Source organism: Mycobacterium sp. NGS15 (genome assembly GCF_059813245.1).
In genome coordinates this window covers 380,673-397,023 of sequence record NZ_JCALEF010000003.1, presented here as the reverse complement: position 1 = coordinate 397,023, position 16,351 = coordinate 380,673, and the positions used below count along the sequence as shown (strand labels likewise).

The 16,351-nt window shown below is 64.9% G+C and carries 17 protein-coding genes, 1 tRNA gene and 1 pseudogene; 6 read left to right on the top strand and 13 right to left on the bottom strand.

Annotated features, from left to right (window positions below; genetic code table 11):
• The 4 genes from argJ to pheS form a co-directional block, all read right to left on the bottom strand.
• Positions 1-1,242, bottom strand: coding sequence for a bifunctional glutamate N-acetyltransferase/amino-acid acetyltransferase ArgJ (gene argJ / locus AC5Y5C_RS09575; protein ID WP_499971253.1), 1,242 nt, complete (start codon positions 1,240-1,242; stop codon positions 1-3).
• On the bottom strand, positions 1,239-2,282 hold the full coding sequence (gene argC / locus AC5Y5C_RS09570; protein ID WP_499971251.1) for an N-acetyl-gamma-glutamyl-phosphate reductase: 1,044 nt from the start codon (positions 2,280-2,282) through the stop codon (positions 1,239-1,241). The genes argJ and argC overlap by 4 nt, the downstream gene beginning before the upstream one ends.
• 265 nt (positions 2,283-2,547) lie before the next feature.
• A complete protein-coding gene (pheT, locus tag AC5Y5C_RS09565) occupies positions 2,548-5,022 on the bottom strand; it encodes a phenylalanine--tRNA ligase subunit beta (protein WP_499971249.1) in 2,475 nt (824 codons plus the stop codon).
• On the bottom strand, positions 5,022-6,065 hold the full coding sequence (pheS, locus tag AC5Y5C_RS09560; protein WP_499971247.1) for a phenylalanine--tRNA ligase subunit alpha: 1,044 nt from the start codon (positions 6,063-6,065) through the stop codon (positions 5,022-5,024). Before pheS ends, pheT begins: the two co-directional genes overlap by 1 nt.
• 84 nt (positions 6,066-6,149) lie before the next feature.
• Here pheS and AC5Y5C_RS09555 point away from each other — a divergent pair, with 84 nt between their 5' ends.
• From AC5Y5C_RS09555 to AC5Y5C_RS09545, 3 genes are read left to right on the top strand one after another with little or no spacing between them, the layout of a single operon-like run.
• Positions 6,150-6,587, top strand: coding sequence for a DUF6653 family protein (locus tag AC5Y5C_RS09555; RefSeq protein WP_499971246.1), 438 nt, complete (start codon positions 6,150-6,152; stop codon positions 6,585-6,587).
• A 33-nt stretch (positions 6,588-6,620) separates the two neighbouring features.
• Entirely contained in the window at positions 6,621-8,102 is a 1,482-nt protein-coding gene (locus AC5Y5C_RS09550; protein WP_499971244.1) for an Ada metal-binding domain-containing protein, read from the top strand.
• The gene (locus AC5Y5C_RS09545) at positions 8,099-8,602 is read left to right on the top strand and encodes a methylated-DNA--[protein]-cysteine S-methyltransferase (RefSeq protein WP_499971243.1); all 504 of its coding nucleotides are present in this window, start codon (positions 8,099-8,101) and stop codon (positions 8,600-8,602) included. Before AC5Y5C_RS09550 ends, AC5Y5C_RS09545 begins: the two co-directional genes overlap by 4 nt.
• Here the strand turns inward: AC5Y5C_RS09545 and AC5Y5C_RS09540 are convergent.
• The 3 genes from AC5Y5C_RS09540 to AC5Y5C_RS09530 form a co-directional block, all read right to left on the bottom strand.
• Entirely contained in the window at positions 8,559-9,293 is a 735-nt protein-coding gene (locus AC5Y5C_RS09540) for a rhomboid-like protein (protein ID WP_499971241.1), read from the bottom strand. The two genes, AC5Y5C_RS09545 and AC5Y5C_RS09540, sit on opposite strands and share 44 nt — an antisense overlap.
• Positions 9,294-9,347: 54 nt before the next feature.
• Complete coding sequence (locus AC5Y5C_RS09535; RefSeq protein WP_499971239.1) at positions 9,348-10,358, bottom strand: adenylate/guanylate cyclase domain-containing protein; 1,011 nt, start codon at positions 10,356-10,358, stop codon at positions 9,348-9,350.
• A gap of 190 nt (positions 10,359-10,548) precedes the next feature.
• Entirely contained in the window at positions 10,549-10,863 is a 315-nt protein-coding gene (locus AC5Y5C_RS09530) for a hypothetical protein (RefSeq protein WP_499971910.1), read from the bottom strand.
• 4 nt (positions 10,864-10,867) lie between these two features.
• Here AC5Y5C_RS09530 and AC5Y5C_RS09525 point away from each other — a divergent pair.
• The 3 genes and pseudogenes from AC5Y5C_RS09525 to AC5Y5C_RS09515 form a co-directional block, all read left to right on the top strand.
• Positions 10,868-11,209 (top strand): annotated as a pseudogene (locus tag AC5Y5C_RS09525) (hypothetical protein); the annotation flags it as partial.
• 374 nt (positions 11,210-11,583) lie between these two features.
• Positions 11,584-12,216, top strand: a complete 633-nt coding sequence (locus AC5Y5C_RS09520) for an MspA family porin (RefSeq protein WP_499971238.1) — start codon at positions 11,584-11,586, stop codon at positions 12,214-12,216.
• A gap of 13 nt (positions 12,217-12,229) precedes the next feature.
• On the top strand, positions 12,230-12,784 hold the full coding sequence (locus tag AC5Y5C_RS09515) for a hypothetical protein (RefSeq protein WP_499971236.1): 555 nt from the start codon (positions 12,230-12,232) through the stop codon (positions 12,782-12,784).
• A gap of 104 nt (positions 12,785-12,888) precedes the next feature.
• Here the strand turns inward: AC5Y5C_RS09515 and AC5Y5C_RS09510 are convergent.
• The 6 genes from AC5Y5C_RS09510 to infC all read right to left on the bottom strand — a co-directional run bounded on the left by AC5Y5C_RS09510 (position 12,889) and on the right by infC (position 16,141).
• Positions 12,889-12,959: transfer RNA gene (locus tag AC5Y5C_RS09510), tRNA-Cys, on the bottom strand.
• A 70-nt stretch (positions 12,960-13,029) separates the two neighbouring features.
• Positions 13,030-13,986 carry an oxidoreductase gene (locus AC5Y5C_RS09505; protein ID WP_499971234.1) on the bottom strand — a complete coding sequence of 319 codons (957 nt, stop codon included), beginning with the start codon at positions 13,984-13,986 and terminating at the stop codon, positions 13,030-13,032.
• Between the two features lie 66 nt (positions 13,987-14,052).
• Complete coding sequence (locus tag AC5Y5C_RS09500) at positions 14,053-14,805, bottom strand: TrmH family RNA methyltransferase (protein ID WP_499971232.1); 753 nt, start codon at positions 14,803-14,805, stop codon at positions 14,053-14,055.
• A gap of 32 nt (positions 14,806-14,837) precedes the next feature.
• Positions 14,838-15,227, bottom strand: a complete 390-nt coding sequence (gene rplT, locus AC5Y5C_RS09495) for a 50S ribosomal protein L20 (protein WP_499971230.1) — start codon at positions 15,225-15,227, stop codon at positions 14,838-14,840.
• Positions 15,228-15,299: 72 nt separating this feature from the next.
• Positions 15,300-15,494 (bottom strand): 50S ribosomal protein L35, encoded by a 195-nt coding sequence (rpmI, locus tag AC5Y5C_RS09490; protein WP_078326192.1) that lies wholly within the window; start codon positions 15,492-15,494, stop codon positions 15,300-15,302.
• A gap of 32 nt (positions 15,495-15,526) precedes the next feature.
• A complete protein-coding gene (gene infC, locus AC5Y5C_RS09485; RefSeq protein WP_499971842.1) occupies positions 15,527-16,141 on the bottom strand; it encodes a translation initiation factor IF-3 in 615 nt (204 codons plus the stop codon).
• Positions 16,142-16,351: the final 210 nt, after the last annotated feature.

The window sequence follows — 16,351 nt, the reverse complement described above, 5'->3', positions numbered from 1 at the left end:
TCATGAGCTGTACGCCGAATTCTCTTCGACGTAGGCATGGGAGAGATCAGTGGTCCGGATGGTTGCCGTCTGATCCCCGTCGCCGAGGTCTATGAGCACTTCGACATCCGGGCCGGACAAATCGATATCGCGGGCGCCTGGGACGCCAGTGCCGTTGGCGCATACCAGGTTTCCGTTGAACGATACGGTGACGCGATCGGGGTCGAGGTCTATCGGCGCCATCCCCACCGCTGCGAGCACCCGGCCCCAGTTGGGGTCGGAGCCGAACAGGGCAGTCTTGACAAGGCTGTCGCGAGCGACCGTCCGGGCGGTGGCGACAGCGTCGTCCTCGCTGGCAGCGCCGGTGACGGTGATCAGGATCCGTTTGGTGACACCCTCGGCATCGGACTGCAGCTGCGCGGCCAGGTCATCACAGACCCGGATCACCGCGGCGGCGAACTCCTGCGCATCGGGCGTGATCTCGCTTGCTCCGGAGGCCAGGAGGAGCACCGTGTCGTTGGTGGAACAGCTGCCATCGACGTCGAGCCGGTCGAAGGTGCGTGCGCTCGCCGCCCGCAACGCGGAATCCAGCTGAGCGGCGGGCACCGCGGCGTCGGTCGTGACGACCACAAGCATGGTCGCCAGCGAGGGCGCCAGCATGCCCGCGCCTTTGGCCATGCCACCCACTGTCCAGCCGTCTTTGTGGTGCAGCGCAGCCTCTTTGGGCACGGTATCGGTGGTCATGATGGCGTGCGCGGCATCGGTGCCGCCGCCCAGCCCCCCGGCCAGCTCATGCACGATTTCCCGTACCCCGGCCAGTACCTTGTCCATGGGCAACCGGTCGCCGATAAGCCCGGTGGAGCACACGGCGACCTCAATTGCCCCGGTGTCGGTGCCCCAGTCGCTGAGAGTCTTTGCAACCTCTTCTGCAGTGGCGTGGCTGTCCTGAAATCCGAGTGGTCCGGTGCAAGCATTCGCTCCGCCGGAATTGAGAATGACGGCGCGCAGACGGCCCGTAGTGAGCACCTGCTGTGACCAAAGCACCGGTGCGGCCTTCACCTTATTGCGGGTGAATACTCCCGCCGCGGCGTAATCGGGTCCCTCATTGAAAACCAGGGCAAGATCTCGCCTACCGGACGCCTTGATACCGGCGGCGATTCCGGCCGCCTTGAAACCTGCGGGTGCGGTGACGCCCTGCGTGCGCACCAGTGGTGACGTCGCATCGGGCGTGGATGAGCCGCTTGCGCGAAGACCATCGGTCACGGTGCCACCCCCACGATGGTCAGGCCATCGCCCTCGGGCCAACCGAGGGCCAGGTTCATGGATTGAATCGCCGCACCGGCGGTGCCCTTCACCAGGTTGTCGATGGCTGCGATTGCCACCAGCACGCCCGCATCGGCGTCGACTGCGAGGCCGATGTGTGCGGCGTTGCTTCCCGATACCGCCTTGGTGGTGGGCAGCTGCCCTTCGGGGAGTACATGGATGAACGGCTCGTCGCGATATGCCTCCTCGTACGCCTCTCGGATCTCAGCCAGGGTTGCCGTGGTCGGCGCCGTGCATGTGGCAAGAATGCCGCGGGGCATGGGGATGAGCACGGGGGTGAAGGAGACCGTCACCGGCCTGCCCGACGGATGATTCAGTCCCTGAGCGATTTCCGGGGTGTGCCGATGCGCACCGGCGATGTTGTACGCGCGTGCGGATCCCATGACCTCGGAGGCCAACAGGTCGGCCTTGGCGGCGCGTCCGGCGCCCGTGGTGCCGCTCACCGCCACCACGTTGATCGTGGGCTCCACGAGGCCCGCCGCCACCGCAGGGGACAACGCCAACAATGCTGCCGTCGGATAGCAGCCCGGAACTGCCACGCGCTTTGTGCCGTGCAGAGCATCACGCTTGCCTGGAAGCTCGGGCAACCCATACGGCCAGCTACCGGCATGCTTTGAGCCGTAGTAGCGCTGCCATGCGGCAGCGTCGGTCAGCCGAAAGTCTGCACCGCAGTCGATGATGATGGTGTGCGCCCCCAGTTCGTCGGCGATTTTGGCGGAGGAGCCGTGTGGCAGCGCGAGGAACACCACGTCATGCCCTCGCAACAGCTTGGGGTCGGTGGGCTGTAGTTTGTGGTCAGCCAAAGGTGTCAGATTCGGGTGGTGCTCGATGAGGCCGCTGCCGGCATTCGAACCGGCGGTCAGTACACCGATACGCAGGCGGCCCGCAGCGTATGCCGGATGCGAGAGCAGCAGGCGCAAGATTTCACCGCCGGCGTATCCGCTGGCACCGGCAACCGCGACCGAGAACCCAGTAGTCATGAAGCCAATTCTGTATCATTATGCAGGCAAGCGCAAATGTATTCGACGAATCGTGGTGGACTCGTGGTCAACCTCAACTTGAGCTAAACGGTGTAATACCCGGTTCCCACAGCTACGGTGGAAGTAGCTGGCGAATAGCGCCAGCGGTCGATAACGAGCGAGAACGAATACGAGAAGGGAGCCTTCCATGTCGGATCGTGCCGATCGTCAGCGCCAGGAGCAGCACCGCGAGCAGGCTGACCAGCGCCGGGGACAGTAAGACCTGCTAGGCGCGTTGGGTTGCCCCGACGCGCTCGGCCGCAGAGGCCACCGCCGTGATCCGTGCGGCGGTGGCCTCGTCTTCTGTGAGGGTGCGGTCAGCCGCCCGGAAGCGTAGCCGGAAGTTCAACGATTTGTTGCCCTCGCCAACTTGCGGTCCGGTGTAGACCTCCACGAGCCGCACATCTTCGATCAGGTCACCCGCCCCGTCGCGCAATGCCTCCGTCACCGCATCGGCGGGCACCGTCTCGGCGACTACCAACGACACATCCTGGAGAACCGCCGGAAACGGCGAAATCCTTGGCGCAGGCAGCGGATTAGTGACGGGAAGTGCGTCGAGGCTCAATTCCAGAGCGCACGTGCGCTTGGGCAGTCCCAGGCGTTCGATCACCGCCGGATGCAGCTCACCGGCATGTCCGACAACCTGGCCGTCGGCCACGATCTCTGCGCAACGCCCTGGGTGCCAAGGCAATTCGTTGCCGGCACGCAGGGAAAGGTCCACATAAGCGGCCCGCCCGATGATCCTTGCCGCCTCCAGCGCATCGGTGGCATCTGCGGCGCGTCCACGCCCCCACGGCCCACTGGGTTCGCGCGCGCCGGTCAGTACCAGTGCCACATGGACCGGCTGCGCGGGCAAGGATTCGAGCAGTGCCTCCAGCTCGGCCTCGGAGGGGCGATTAGTCACGTCGAGCAGCGGGATCGCCCGGGTCGCCTCCGTTGGCCGTACGACCTGACCAATGGTGAACAGTGCGACATCGTGGGTTCCGCGAGAAATATTGCGCGACAACGCCTCGAGCACACCAGGTAAGAGGGTGCTGGCCAGCTCGGGTCGATCGGATTCCAGCGGGTTGAGAACCTTTGTGGTACGTCGTCGCGCATCGTCGCCATCCAGGCCCCATGCGTCGAATACCCCTGCAGGCAGGAAGGGCATCGGCAAGATTTCGGTATATCCGCTGAGTGCCAACGACTTCCCCACCGCGCGGCGCCGGCGTTGCGTTGGTGTGAGACCGCCGCCCTGCGGCGCTGCCGGCAGAATCGACGGGATGTCCTCCAAGCCTTCGAGTCGCAGCACCTCCTCAACCAGGTCTGCACCCTCAACAATGTCGGGGCGCCAGCTCGGCGGTATCACCCGCAGTGTGTCGCCCTCCGCAACCACCTCGGCGCCGATCTGACGGAGCCGGTGCTCTACCACCCCGTCGGCGTAGTCGACTCCGGCGAGGCGTGCGGGCAGGTCAGTGGCAATGACAATCTCTGGCTTAGCCTCGCTGTCGGCGGACCAGTCCGTGAGTTCGGCGGGCGTGCTGCCGCCGGCGATGTCGCGCAGCAGAGATGCGCAACGGTCAAGCGCAGCAATAGATATCGCAGGATCCACGGAACGCTCGTAACGGCGCCCCGCTTCGCTGTGCAGGTGCAGCCGTCGTTGGGTCCGCAGCACCGCGGCCGGATCCCAGACCGCCGCTTCCAGGAGCACGTCAGTGGAGTCGTCTCGCATCTCGGTGCTGCCGGCGCCCATCACTCCGCCGATGGCGGTGACACCAGCGTCGTCCGTGATCAGGACGTCGCCGGGTTCAAGTTTGCGTTCTACGTCGTCGAGGGTGAGTACCGTTTCGCCGGGCGTGGCGAACCGCACCCGGAAATCCCCGCTGATCCGGCCGTTATCGTGCGCGTGCATGGGATGCCCGATTTCGAGCATCACGTAGTTGGTGGCGTCAACCGCCGGCGAGATGGCCCGGATTCCGCAGAGCATCAGCCGTCGCTGCAGCCACCATGGCGATACCGCCGTCGGATCGATGCCGACTACCGGACGCAACCCGAAGCGCTTGACTCCGGTCCCGGCATCGATATGCACGGGCAGCGACGGCCCATCGGCCGGAAGTGGCTGAACTGCAGCGGGGTCCACGAATTCCAGGTCGTACGCACAGGCGAGATCGCGTGCTAGCCCGCGAACGGATAGACAGTATCCGCGATCGGGAGTAATCGACAGATCGAAGATGGCATCGTCCAGTCCGACCACCTCGATGGCATCGGCCCCGGGCTCGGCGGTCCCCGGTGGCAGCACCAGAATGCCTGCTGATTCCGAACCGAGACCGAGCTCGGCCGTCGAGCAGATCATCCCGTCGGAGGTGTGCCCGTAGGTCTTTCGTGTCGCGATGGTGAAGTCACCGGGCAGCGTGACGCCTGGAAGTGCCACCACCACGAGGTCATCGACTGCGAAGTTAGCGGCGCCACAGACGATTTCACGAGGCTCGGCTTCGCCAACATCGACCAGGCAGAAACGGATCGGCTTCTTGAACTCGGTGAGTTCGGTGATCTGGGCGACTTTTCCGATCACGAGCGGCCCCGTAACCGGGCCCGGCACAACGACTTCCTCCACCTCGTGGCCAATGCGGATGAGAGTCTCCTCGATACCCGCAGGAGTGGCGGAGAATTCCGGCGCACCAGTGCGTAGGACCTCGAGAAGCCAGCTGTAGGGAACGCGCATCAGGCACTCACCCCGAACGGAAGGCTGAAGCGCACGTCGCCCTCGATCATGTCGCGCATATCGGGTAGGCCGTTGCGGAACTGCAGCGTGCGTTCCAGCCCCATGCCGAACGCGAAACCGCTGTATTCGTCCGGGTCAATACCGCTGGCTCGCAGGACATTCGGATTTACCATGCCGCAGCCGCCCCATTCGACCCAGCCGGCGCCACCCTTCTTGTTCTCGAACCAGACGTCCACCTCGGCGGAGGGTTCGGTGAATGGGAAGAAGTGCGGCCGCATCCGGGTGTGTGCCTGCGCCCCGAACATTGCCCGGGCGAATGCATCAAGGATGCCCTTGAGGTTGGCCAGGGTGAGCCCGCGGTCCACGGCGAGCCCTTCGACCTGATGGAAGGCGGGCAGATGGGTTGCATCGATCTCGTCGGTGCGGAAGGCGCGCCCCAGCGAGATCACGTAGACGGGCAGTTCGCGCGCCAATAGGGTTCGGACCTGAACTGGTGAGGTGTGTGTGCGCAGCACCTGGCGGGAGTCCTCGGGAGCGATGTAGAAGGTGTCCTGTGTGCTGCGCGCCGGGTGGTCGGGCAGGAAGTTGAGGGCATCGAAGTTGAAGTGCTCGGTTTCCACCTCGGGGCCATCGGCCACCTCCCACCCCATCGCGACGAAGGTGTCCGCGATGTGTTCGGAGAGAATCGTGATCGGATGCCGCGCGCCGATGGCCTGCCGTGTCGAGGGCAACGTCACATCGATGCGTTCGGCTACGAGTACCGCGGCGTCACGCTCGGCGCGCAGTACGTCCAGCCTGACGTCATACGCCTGTTGTGCCTGCGTACGCGCCGCGTTGACGAGCTTTCCGGCCTCGGCCCGTTGATCCTTCGGCAGCCCGCCGAGCGCCTGACGTGCCAGCGCCAAGGGCGACTTCTCCCCCAAATGGTCGATCTTCGCCTGCGCGAGCGCGTCCAGGTCGCGCGCGGCGTCGAATGCCACGCGAGCAGCATCGACGGCGCTCGTCAGAGTTCTCTCTGATGGATCCTGCGAGTGATCGGCCACGGATGCCGATCATAGGGTAAGCCGGGTTAACCACCTTCCGGTCATGCCCGGCGGGCGTCACCGTAGCCGCTTAGTGTCGACAGCGTGAATGGCGAAGCAGTGCGCCGCTGGATCTTCGAAAAACATTGCCACCCGGTGAGTGCGTGGTCGCGTTGGGCGACTACACCGCTGTTGCTCGTTCCGGTCTGGGCCCGGCAGTGGCGGTGGGCAATCCCGATCGGTATCTGGCTCGCGATCAACCCCGTCGTGACGTCGCCACCCCGAGACGACAGGTCGTTCGCCACGCGCGCCATCCGCGGCGAAGAGATCTGGATGACCTACCTCGGATACCGCCCTCACCGCGCTGAGCCTCCTCGGCAGCGCCGCGCTGGTTTCGGGGCTGGCGGCCGCCTGGCGGCGTTCGTGGGCCGGGGCGGCAGCGGGCACTTCGATATCGATGGTGATCACGCTGCTGGCCTGGCATCGCTACGCCCGGATTTGGGAGACAACGCCGACCCGACGGTAATGTCCGATTTCCGCTAGCGCGGTGGCGAGGACGCGGGCATGCTCGGATACATGGAACTTCACGCGGAGGCTTGTTACCGGGCCGTACAGTCCCGCGACACGCGATTCGACGGACAGTTCTACACGGCGGTTCGCACCACGGGAATCTACTGCCGGCCATCCTGCCCGGCCATCACACCGAAACGACAGAATGTCTCGTTCCATCCCACCGCTGCCTCCGCGCAGGCTGCGGGCTATCGGGCCTGCCGGCGGTGTCTGCCGGACGCGGCGCCGGGATCGCCATTGTGGAACATCAAGTCCGACTTAGCTGTCCGCGCGATGCGCTTGATCGGTGACGGTGTGGTCGAGCGCGAAGGGGTGGACGGGCTGTCTCGTGCCCTTGGGTACTCGAGCCGCCAACTCAACAGGGTTCTGCTGGCCGAGCTCGGCGCGAGCCCACTGGCCCTGGCACGGGCGAACCGGGCCACCACCGCGCGTCTGCTGATTCAGCGGACCGAGCTCGCGATGTCCGATATTGCCTTTGCAGCAGGGTTTTCCAGTATCCGGCAGTTCAACGACACGATCGCGGCGGTGTTCGCGACGACGCCATCAAAGCTGCGGACCGAGCTGCCGCGCCGAGATAACGTCGCGTCGGCCCCGATACCTGGCGGGGTCAGCCTCAAACTCCCTCTGCGGCAACCCCATAACGTCGCATGGTCTATCTGGCTGCTGGAGCATCACTGCGCACGCGGTGTCGAAGACTTTTCCGAAGGACGGTATACCCGGGCACTACGGATGCCTCATGGTCCGGTCGTCGCGACCCTGACGGTGGCCGCAGACCAGGTGCGGGCGGACCTGCAGCTCACGGATATGCGCGACCTGGCACCCGCCGTGGCGCGCCTGCGTCACCTTCTTGACCTCGACGCCGATCCCGCGGCGGTCGACGACGCCTTACGGTCGCATCCGGCGCTGGCTCCCCTCGTCGCTGAGGCTCCTGGGATCAGGGTGCCCGGGACGGTGGACGGGGCAGAGCTGCTGTTGCGCACCATGATCGGTCAGCAGATCTCAGTTTCCGCGGCCAACACGGCGACGGCAAACCTGGTCGCCGCGCTCGGCGAGGAAGTGACCGACACGACGGGGCGGGTGACTCACCTCTTTCCCACGGCCGAATCTGTTGCTGCGGCGGGCGCAGGCGTCATGGTCGGCCCCGCAGCGCGGATCGGCGCAATCGTCGGAGCTGCGGACAGACTTGCCACGGGCAAATTGGAGTTGCATCAGGGCATGACCGCCACCGACATGCGCCGGCAGCTGTTGGAAATCAAGGGAATCGGACCCTGGACCGCAGACTATGTGGTGATGCGTCGGCTCGCTGATCCCGATGTCCTACTCGAGCACGACCTCGTGCTACGCCGCGGCGCGTTGACCGAAGGCATCGACCTCGCGGTTGCCCGCGGCTGCTCGCCATGGCGTTCCTATGTATCTATGCACCTGTGGCGCAAGGGAATCGCCGCGCAGACACGTCCCCACACCCGCAAGCGAAAAGGAACCTCATGAGCGACTACACGACTCTGGCCACCCCGGTAGGACCATTCACCGCCATCGTCGACGGATCGGGCGCGGTCCTGGCATCGGGCTGGACAGACTCCCCCGACATGCTGCGCTCGCTGATTCATCCGGCTTTACGACCGCAGATACTCAGCCGCAAACGTGACCTTGGGAAAGTCAGCCAAGCTGTCACGGACTACCACGCGGGCGATCTGGCTGCGATCGACTCGATCCCCGTCACTCAGCAGTCCGGAGACTTCCTGATGCATGCCTGGGACGTGCTGCGCGACGTCGGCCCGGACGTGCCCATCACCTACAGCGAGTTCGCCGCGCGCGCTGGGCGACCGGCCGCCATCCGCGCGGCCGCCAGCGCATGTGCGCGTAACGCGGCGGCGCTGTTCGTCCCGTGTCACCGGGTGTATCGGGTCGGCGGCGCGCTGGGAGGCTTCCGCTATGGGCTTCCCATCAAGCGATGGCTACTTGATCATGAGGCTCCCGCCGCAACCTGACCCACTGGGTGACGAGTACGGCCGCTAGCGCGGTGGGCACCGCCACGGCAAGGGTCTGGCCATCTTCGGAGAACATCACGAGGGCGAAGAGTCCGCCGAATCCTAGGAGCACCGACCGAAGCACGGACCAGCGCGGCGCGCGCAGGGAAAGCGTGTGCGCGGCGAGGATGCCGAGTAGAAGTGCGGTGAGGTGCCCCACCTCGGTGAAGGTCTGGTTGCACGCGATGGACACGGCGCCCACCGAGATCCAACCTGCCGTCCACGAGCTGCGCCAACGCGGCGGGATCGATGCCGTGAGCGCCCCGACAACGGCGGCCGTTCCATAACTCATCCCCACGTCGCTGGCTCTTGCGATGGATATCGGGGCCCAGTGCATCCAGATTGCCAGCGCCGTTCCGACTCCGACGATGAGGGTGGCGCCTATATGTCCGAGTGCGAAGGTCAACGCCAAACGCCCGCTGCGCCATTGAAGCTCAGCCAGGGCGAGGATGCAGATCAAACCGGGAAGCCATAAATAGATCGGCCCCGCATCGGTGACAAAGGCGCTACCGATGAGCGTCCCCAACCGCCCCTGATGCAGGTTGTGCAGATTGGTACTCGCATGCGCGACGACTCGATCTTGCATGCGTGGCCCCTCCACAACCAGCACGGTGGCCACCGCGACCAGCGCGACCGCATAAGCGATCGTCACTCGTAGCCGGACTAGCGCGGCCCAGACGCTCCGCATGACCCATGATCGCACCGTCTAGATGCGACCGTCATCCCCCGCGGCTGGCAGTTCCCTGCGAGTTTCGAGCAGATACATCTTCATGTTCTCGGGGACGCCCGCGGGTCTACTGGAGAAGAGCGGTCGACGGACGGGCGTGGGTGTAAGGCCAAGGTGATCGAGAAGCACCAGGGGCACCTGGGCAAGGGCGGGTTGCGAGATCGCGAGACCGCCCTTGGTGGCGCTCTCCATGACGCGGGCCGCGATGTTCACGTCGACGCCGAGCCAGTCCGATCCGATGCGCTGGGGCGTCCCGGTGTGGATACCGATCCGCATCAGCGGCGTATATCCCTGGATTTCAACGTTTCTCAATGCCTCGCGGGCAGGAAGGACAGCACGTAGGGCCGTCACCGGGTCGTCGAAGACAGCCATGATGCCGTCGCCCATCCGCTTGACCACCTGGCCTCCCGCGTTGAGCATGGGTGGCTCAGCGACCGACGCCACGCGGCGCAGCAGTTTCAGGGTTGCCTCGTCGCCGGCTTCCAGTGCCCACCCCGAGAATCCGACGAGGTCGGTGAAGACCAGCGTGACCTCGCGATTGGCCGGTTGCTTGCTGACCTTCTCGGTGAAGGCCTGCCAGATCTGCAAGGCGCCGAACCCGAATTCGCGGAACGCGGTGTCCCTGTCGGTCACCAACCGATCGGCCGCACGTGCCACTGCGCTCGCTCCACCAAAACCGCTCGTTGACAACGGATCACCGAAAAATGGGTCGCCGGGCAGTGAGCGCCGTGCGCGGCGTACCGCCGCCACGACGGTCGGATCCCGATCCATCTTGCGAAACCAGCTACCGGCTGTGCGTGACGCGCGGGCGATGTGGCGAGACGCGGGCTCGGTGGGATCGGAGTCTTCCGCCGGCGCAGCGTTCTCTGACGACTCCAGGGCGGGGTCATGCCGCACGGGCCCACGGGTGCGGCCTCGCCTGCGCTTACGGAATCCAGAGTCGTGCTCACGGTCCGGTTCGGCATCGAGGCCTGACGGCTCGACATCCACCGCATCAGCCTATGTGCTGGGGTGTGCGGCGGCAATCTTGTCGTTGCCAGTGTCGGTATGACCGGGCTCGTCTCCTCAACTGCCTGGTCGCATTCGGTCGGTGCTGGTAGCGGCGGCGTGGAGCTGTGGACACGGCTGGCAAACGGTTCTCAACCCCCTGGACGCGCTCGTGGAAACGTTGGTTGTGGCATTATCGTGCGTGATAGGCGCCACATCGGAGGGGTGCCGATGACATCCGCCACTGCTCGTCGAGGTGCTCGCCAGTCTGCACACGAGTGCTCGTCGCAAGGCCGACCTCTCGCCGAACGCCAGCATGAAATCGATCGGGACGACGCACCGCGACCCCTGGGCCCAGATTCGCTGACATCGAATTACTTCGAAGTGCTTCGCCGATCTGCGCACCGGACTGCTCGGTGTGTGGATCGGCTACATCCAAAACACGTACCCGGAGTTGGGCGCCGGTGTCGAGGATCATCCGATCCTGCTGCGCGAACGGCCCGGACATTCCAGAAGTGCTCCTGCGACTGTTTGGCAAAGTGGTGCAGTTTGTGTTCAGTCCCCTGCCGGACGACATCCGGTTACATCCGCGCGCGGCATCGGCGTACAAACGCGCGCGGGGAAAGTCGCCGCCCGACGCACCCTTTGTCGACGCGCCGAAGATCATTGCTCCACCCAGAGACAGGCGCGGGCTGCCCATGCATTACGTACCGCCGATCCCGCCGAAGTCACTGACCGCTCCTGAGGGTGATCCGGGCCGGCCGCGAGGTCGCGTAACACCTGTTTACGCAGCTTTTACAGGGCATTTCTATGGCGTAGGCCACATTTTCGGGCATGGAGTTTCTGTCGACTGACAGACGAAATCGGGTCGTCCGGACAACGGGTTTACCCCGCTGTGAGCGGCTCGACATGCGGTGTTCACCAGGTGATTAGCCAGCGCACCAACCTGTTCGGACAGCCTGTCTTTTGTTGATGGTTGGCGTCCAGCAACGCGGCATCAACTCACCGTGAACGAAACCCGGGAGTGAGCACTCTTGTCCCACAAGGCGATTCCTGGGAACAACCTGTGAGTTTTAATCTGCGGCGGGGTTTTTGCAGGCGTATCTTTCCGTCAGCCCAGATAACGGACTTATCACACCGACCGGTAATCGACGACGCCGCTATAGCTCCCAAACTCAGATACATGTTCACCACCATTCACATCCGCAAGAGGAAACGAGGCACTCAGATGGCAGTACGTAAGCGAGTCGGCGCGGTCGTGGCGCTGTTCACCGCGATCTGTACCTTGGCTACGGCTCCGGCTCAGGCCGATCCCGTCACCATGGCGCCGCAGACGTACACCAAGGTAAGTCGTGACGGGTGGACTCTGATGATCCGAATCGACCACGAAACCATCAACTCGGTACCCAACCTGGCCGAGGCCTCCAACTCCCGGGAGGCGTTCGTGACCTTCGACGCGACGGCCATCGCCACCGGAGGATCCGCGCCCATTACCGACAGCTTGTTCATCGCGGGATATCAACTGGGTTGTCAGACAGATGTTTCCAGCGGTCTGCAGATCGGTGGCACCGGCGGTCTGGCGGGATCTGTCGGCTACAGTGGCGGTCCGTCCGTCGGCGGTTCGGGCGGTCTGGCCGGGTTTGTGCAGACCATCCTCCAGCCCGGTGTGATCACCGACCTCCCCCTGGCCAACATGGCATTGAGTGACAGCGGAAAGGCGATGCTCGATGTCGACAATCTGCACATCAAGGCCGACGCGTGCGGTGGCGATGTCACCATCCGCTCGTATGTCTATCTGCGGATCTCGACCGCTTCGGCGCATACTGAGTTCGCCATCTACGGCGACCCGATGAAGATCTAAGAAGGAGGTCCCGATGCCGAAGAGAAAGATCGCTGTCACGGTGGCCGGAGTGGCGGGAGCCCTGGCTCTTGGTGGGTTCGCCGCCCCCACGGCCGCCGCCGACCCGCCCGGTATCCCCTTCGTGCCTGGCGTTCCCGCGCCGCTGCCCGCGACCCCGGGAAGTTACACGTACATCTACAACAACTTCCCGGCGGTAGCGCCGGCCACGGTGGATGCGCGCGGCGTGAAGATCGCCGCCAACGCCGATCCCGCGGCCGGTGCTGCCGGACTACCGGGCAGCAAGTTGGGCAATGCGGCTCATCCCGCCAACGTGCTGACCTCGTCCAGTACGCGATATGGCATTCAGGGCGGCGCGACGCCCGCCGCTCCCGCCAGCACTACCGGTGTGCAGTTCGGTGCGGGGAACGAGAATCCCGCGCTGGAGGATCCACATGGGGAGCCGCCGCAGAGCGCGGCCGGAATCGAGGCGACCGCCCCGACGGTGATGCCGGGAGCGCCTACGCCTCCGGTTCTGGAGTCGCCGGATGGTCAACCGCCGAAACCGGCGGAGGAGCCGGCCGCCGGTTAGCCCTGGATCAATATCAACAGATCAACGTCAACAATGAGCCCCCCTGCCCGCAGGGGGGCTCATTGTTGACGACTTCTTGTTGACACGGTCGCTTGACGAAACAGAGCGAGTGACGGGACTCGAACCCGTGTGAACGGCTTTGCAGGCCGGTGCCTAGCCTCTCAGCCACACCCGCGTCGAGCACCGATGATGCCGAACAGCGGTGCGCGACACGAGTGTTGGACTCAGGCTGATCTCAGCACAGGCTATCCGGCGAGGCCGGAGTAGTTCGCACCGGTGAGCTCCACCGACTTCTCCCACAACCGGGCGGCCAGCTGCGGATCGCGGGCCTCTTTGTTACGCGGCGCACGCTTCACCGGACCGCGCATACCTTGCAGCTGGGTGGGCCCGAGGTAATCATCGGGCTGTACATCGGGCATGGTTGCCGCGTACAGCTCGCCTTCGGCCCCCTGGCGCTCGTCCTGCAGCACCAGGCCCATCCCGAAGTAGAAGGCCTTCTGCAGCCCGGGCAGATTCGGGATCATCGAATCGAACAGGTTTGTGGCGGCCACGCCCGGGTGCACATTGACCGACAACAGTGGGGATCCGGCTGCGGCCGCCTTGCGGGCCAGCTCCGAGCCGAACAGCATGCACGCGAGCTTCGAGGCCCGGTAGGCGGTCAGACGGTTGTACGGGCGCCGCGTGAAGTTCAGATCGTCGACGTCCAGGTTGTTGCGCCCCTGCGCATGCGCAATGCTGCCCAGCGAGATGACTCGCGGTGCGTCGGCGGCGAGCAAGGAGGGCAGCAGGGCGTCGGTAAGCACGAAGTGGCCCAGATGGTTGACGCCAATCTGCGTCTCGAACCCTTCGGCGGTGCGCCGCAGTGGGATTGCCATCAGACCCGCGTTGTTGAGCAGCACGTCGACCTTGGGTGCCTGAGTGCGGATGGCGTCCGCGGCGGATCGCACGGAGGCGAGGCTGGTGAGGTCGAGCTCCACGAGCGCATGGTCGGCCTTCGGTCCGAGTGAGCGCACCTTGTCCAGCGCCGCCCGCCCCGTCTCCTGGTTGCGGCAGGCCAGCACGACGCGTGCGCCCGCGCGGGCTAGAGCCTCGGCGGCGACGAGGCCCAGGCCATTGTTCGCGCCGGTGATGACGTGTGTCTTACTGGTCTGGTCGGGAACATCCGACTCACGAAAGTGCCTGATCTGCAGGGGTGCGGGCATTAGGTTCCTCGATCCGTGGAAGTTACTAGTACTCGTCGTTACGGCTTTGTCGGATAGTACTGGAGGCTATTGACCGCGATGCATCCGCGCCGTGGCGTACAGACAAATCGACGCGGCGCTGGCCAGATTGAGGCTTTCGGCTCCCCCGCGCATCGGGATGCTGATCCGGTGTGTCGCCAGGGCAGCCGTGGCGCGGTCGAGGCCGTGCGCTTCGTTTCCGAAGATCCAGGCGCAGGCACCCGCGAGTACCGGATCGGCATCGTCGAGCAGCAGCTCGCCGTCGAGCGTGGTGGCTAGCACCGCCCCACCTCGCGTGGTGAGGTCCTCGGCGATCGCCGCCGCGTCTCCCTCGGGAACGACCGGGACATTGAAGATGCTGCCTGCCGAGGCGCGCAGGCTCTTGCCGTTGAACGGGTCGACGCTGTTTCCTGCTAGTACGACGGCATCGGCGCCCATCGCGTCGGCGACGCGGATCAGGGTGCCCGCGTTGCCCGGTTCCGAGATATCAACGGCGACAACGACAAACCGTGGTGAAAGCGCGACGATCCGAGACCACTCTGCCGCAATGGAACGGCACTCGGCTACCAGTCCGACCGGAGTCACGGTGTCGGACAATGCCTTCGCGGCCCGCTCGGTCACCAGGCGGACGGGAGCGTCAACCAACAGGTCGGCATATCGCTCCACTGCGGCCTCGGTGGCGAAGATGCGTTCTACCGTGTCGGACCGCAGCGCGGCCTCGACCAGATTGGCACCTTCCGCCAGAAAAAGACCGGCCCGCCGACGGGCGGCGGGCCGGTGCAGTTTGACCGCATCGATCACTGTTTGTGATCGCTCAGTCAGGGCCGAGATGCTCAGGCGGCTTCCCCGGCCGGAGCATTGACGTCCTCAGGCAACGCGGCCTTGGCGACCTCGACCAGCGCGGTGAACGCGGCCGCATCGCTGACGGCCAGCTCGGCGAGGTTCTTGCGGTCGACCTCGACTCCCGCGATCTTCAGGCCCTGGATGAGGCGGTTGTAGGTGATGTCGTTGGCGCGAGCAGCGGCGTTGATACGCGAGATCCACAGCTTGCGGAACTCGCCCTTACGGGCGCGACGGTCCCGGTATGCGTAGGTCAGCGAGTGCAGCTGCTGCTCCTTGGCCTTGCGGTACAGGCGCGACCGCTGACCGCGGTAGCCCTTCGAGGCCTTCAGGATTGTCCGGCGCTTCTTCTGGGCGTTGACGGCCCTTTTCACGCGTGCCATAAGTCTTCCTTATTAGTGATTTCTAGTGATGCAGTGTGGTGCTCTGTATTGGGGTGGTCGTGAACGCGGCTGCTAGCCGGTCAGCATCTTCTTGACGCGCTTGGTGTCGTTCTCTGCAACCACCGCGCGGCCGTCGAGACGACGGGTCCGACTGGTGGGCTTGTGCTCCAGGAGGTGACGACGGTTCGCCTTCTGGCGCACGATCTTTCCGCTTCCGGTGGTGCGGAAGCGCTTCGACGCACCGCTGTGGGTCTTGGCCTTGGGCATCTTGGTGTTCCCTGTTCCTTTGTTTTCCGGTACTAGGTCTGTTCGGTGGGCGCTTGCTCGGCCGGTGGGGCCGCTTGGGCTGGGGCCGGCCCTGCAGGAGTCTCTGCCTGCTGAGCTGCCTTGGCCCGGGTCTTCGCACCCCGGTGCGGCGCCAGCACCATCGTCATATTGCGGCCGTCCTGCTTCGCGGAGGTCTCCACGAAGCCGAATTCGGCGACGTCCGCGCCGAGCCGCTGCAACAGCCGGTAGCCCAGTTCAGGCCTCGACTGTTCGCGTCCGCGGAACATGATCGTCACCTTGACCTTGGATCCGGCTTCCAAGAAGCGCACTACGTGGCCCTTCTTGGTTTCGTAGTCGTGATCGTCGATCTTCGGCCGAAGCTTTTGTTCCTTGACAACGGTCTGCTGCTGGTTCTTGCGAGACTCGCGCTCCTTCAGAGCCGTCTCGTATTTGAACTTGCCGTAGTCCATGATTTTGCAGACCGGAGGCCTGGCATCTGGGGCTACCTCGACAAGGTCGAGATCGGCGTCTGCGGCGACGCGAAGCGCATCTTCGATCCGCACGATGCCGACCTGCTCGCCTTTCGGGCCGATCAAGCGGACTTCGGGTACGCGGATGCGTTCGTTGATGCGGGTCTCAGTGCTGATGTGGCCTCCCTGGCTCGTCCTCTACTGTCGTGACCGCAACACGGATCGACAGGGACACAAGCGGGGTCCATCAGCGCTCTGCTCATTACGAACAGAAAAGCCCTGCTCATGGCAGGGCCCGTAGCCGACCGGTCACGACGACATGCGCCGTTCTGCAGATCGCAGAACAACCACCCGAAGGTGGCTGGACCGGACCGCTGTACCGATTGG

Excerpts from the sequence above, each read along its gene's own strand:
- argC (WP_499971251.1), bottom strand. The coding sequence starts at position 2,282 with ATGACTACTGGGTTCTCGGTCGCGGTTGCCGGTGCCAGCGGATACGCC.
- pheT (WP_499971249.1), bottom strand. The coding sequence starts at position 5,022 with ATGCGCGTTCCCTACAGCTGGCTTCTCGAGGTCCTACGCACTGGTGCG.
- AC5Y5C_RS09550 (WP_499971244.1), top strand. The coding sequence starts at position 6,621 with ATGGAACTTCACGCGGAGGCTTGTTACCGGGCCGTACAGTCCCGCGAC.
- AC5Y5C_RS09545 (WP_499971243.1), top strand. The coding sequence starts at position 8,099 with ATGAGCGACTACACGACTCTGGCCACCCCGGTAGGACCATTCACCGCC.
- AC5Y5C_RS09530 (WP_499971910.1), bottom strand. The coding sequence starts at position 10,863 with ATGTCCGGGCCGTTCGCGCAGCAGGATCGGATGATCCTCGACACCGGC.
- AC5Y5C_RS09520 (WP_499971238.1), top strand. The coding sequence starts at position 11,584 with ATGGCAGTACGTAAGCGAGTCGGCGCGGTCGTGGCGCTGTTCACCGCG.
- AC5Y5C_RS09515 (WP_499971236.1), top strand. The coding sequence starts at position 12,230 with ATGCCGAAGAGAAAGATCGCTGTCACGGTGGCCGGAGTGGCGGGAGCC.
- AC5Y5C_RS09505 (WP_499971234.1), bottom strand. The coding sequence starts at position 13,986 with ATGCCCGCACCCCTGCAGATCAGGCACTTTCGTGAGTCGGATGTTCCC.
- rplT (WP_499971230.1), bottom strand. The coding sequence starts at position 15,227 with ATGGCACGCGTGAAAAGGGCCGTCAACGCCCAGAAGAAGCGCCGGACA.
- rpmI (WP_078326192.1), bottom strand. The coding sequence starts at position 15,494 with ATGCCCAAGGCCAAGACCCACAGCGGTGCGTCGAAGCGCTTCCGCACC.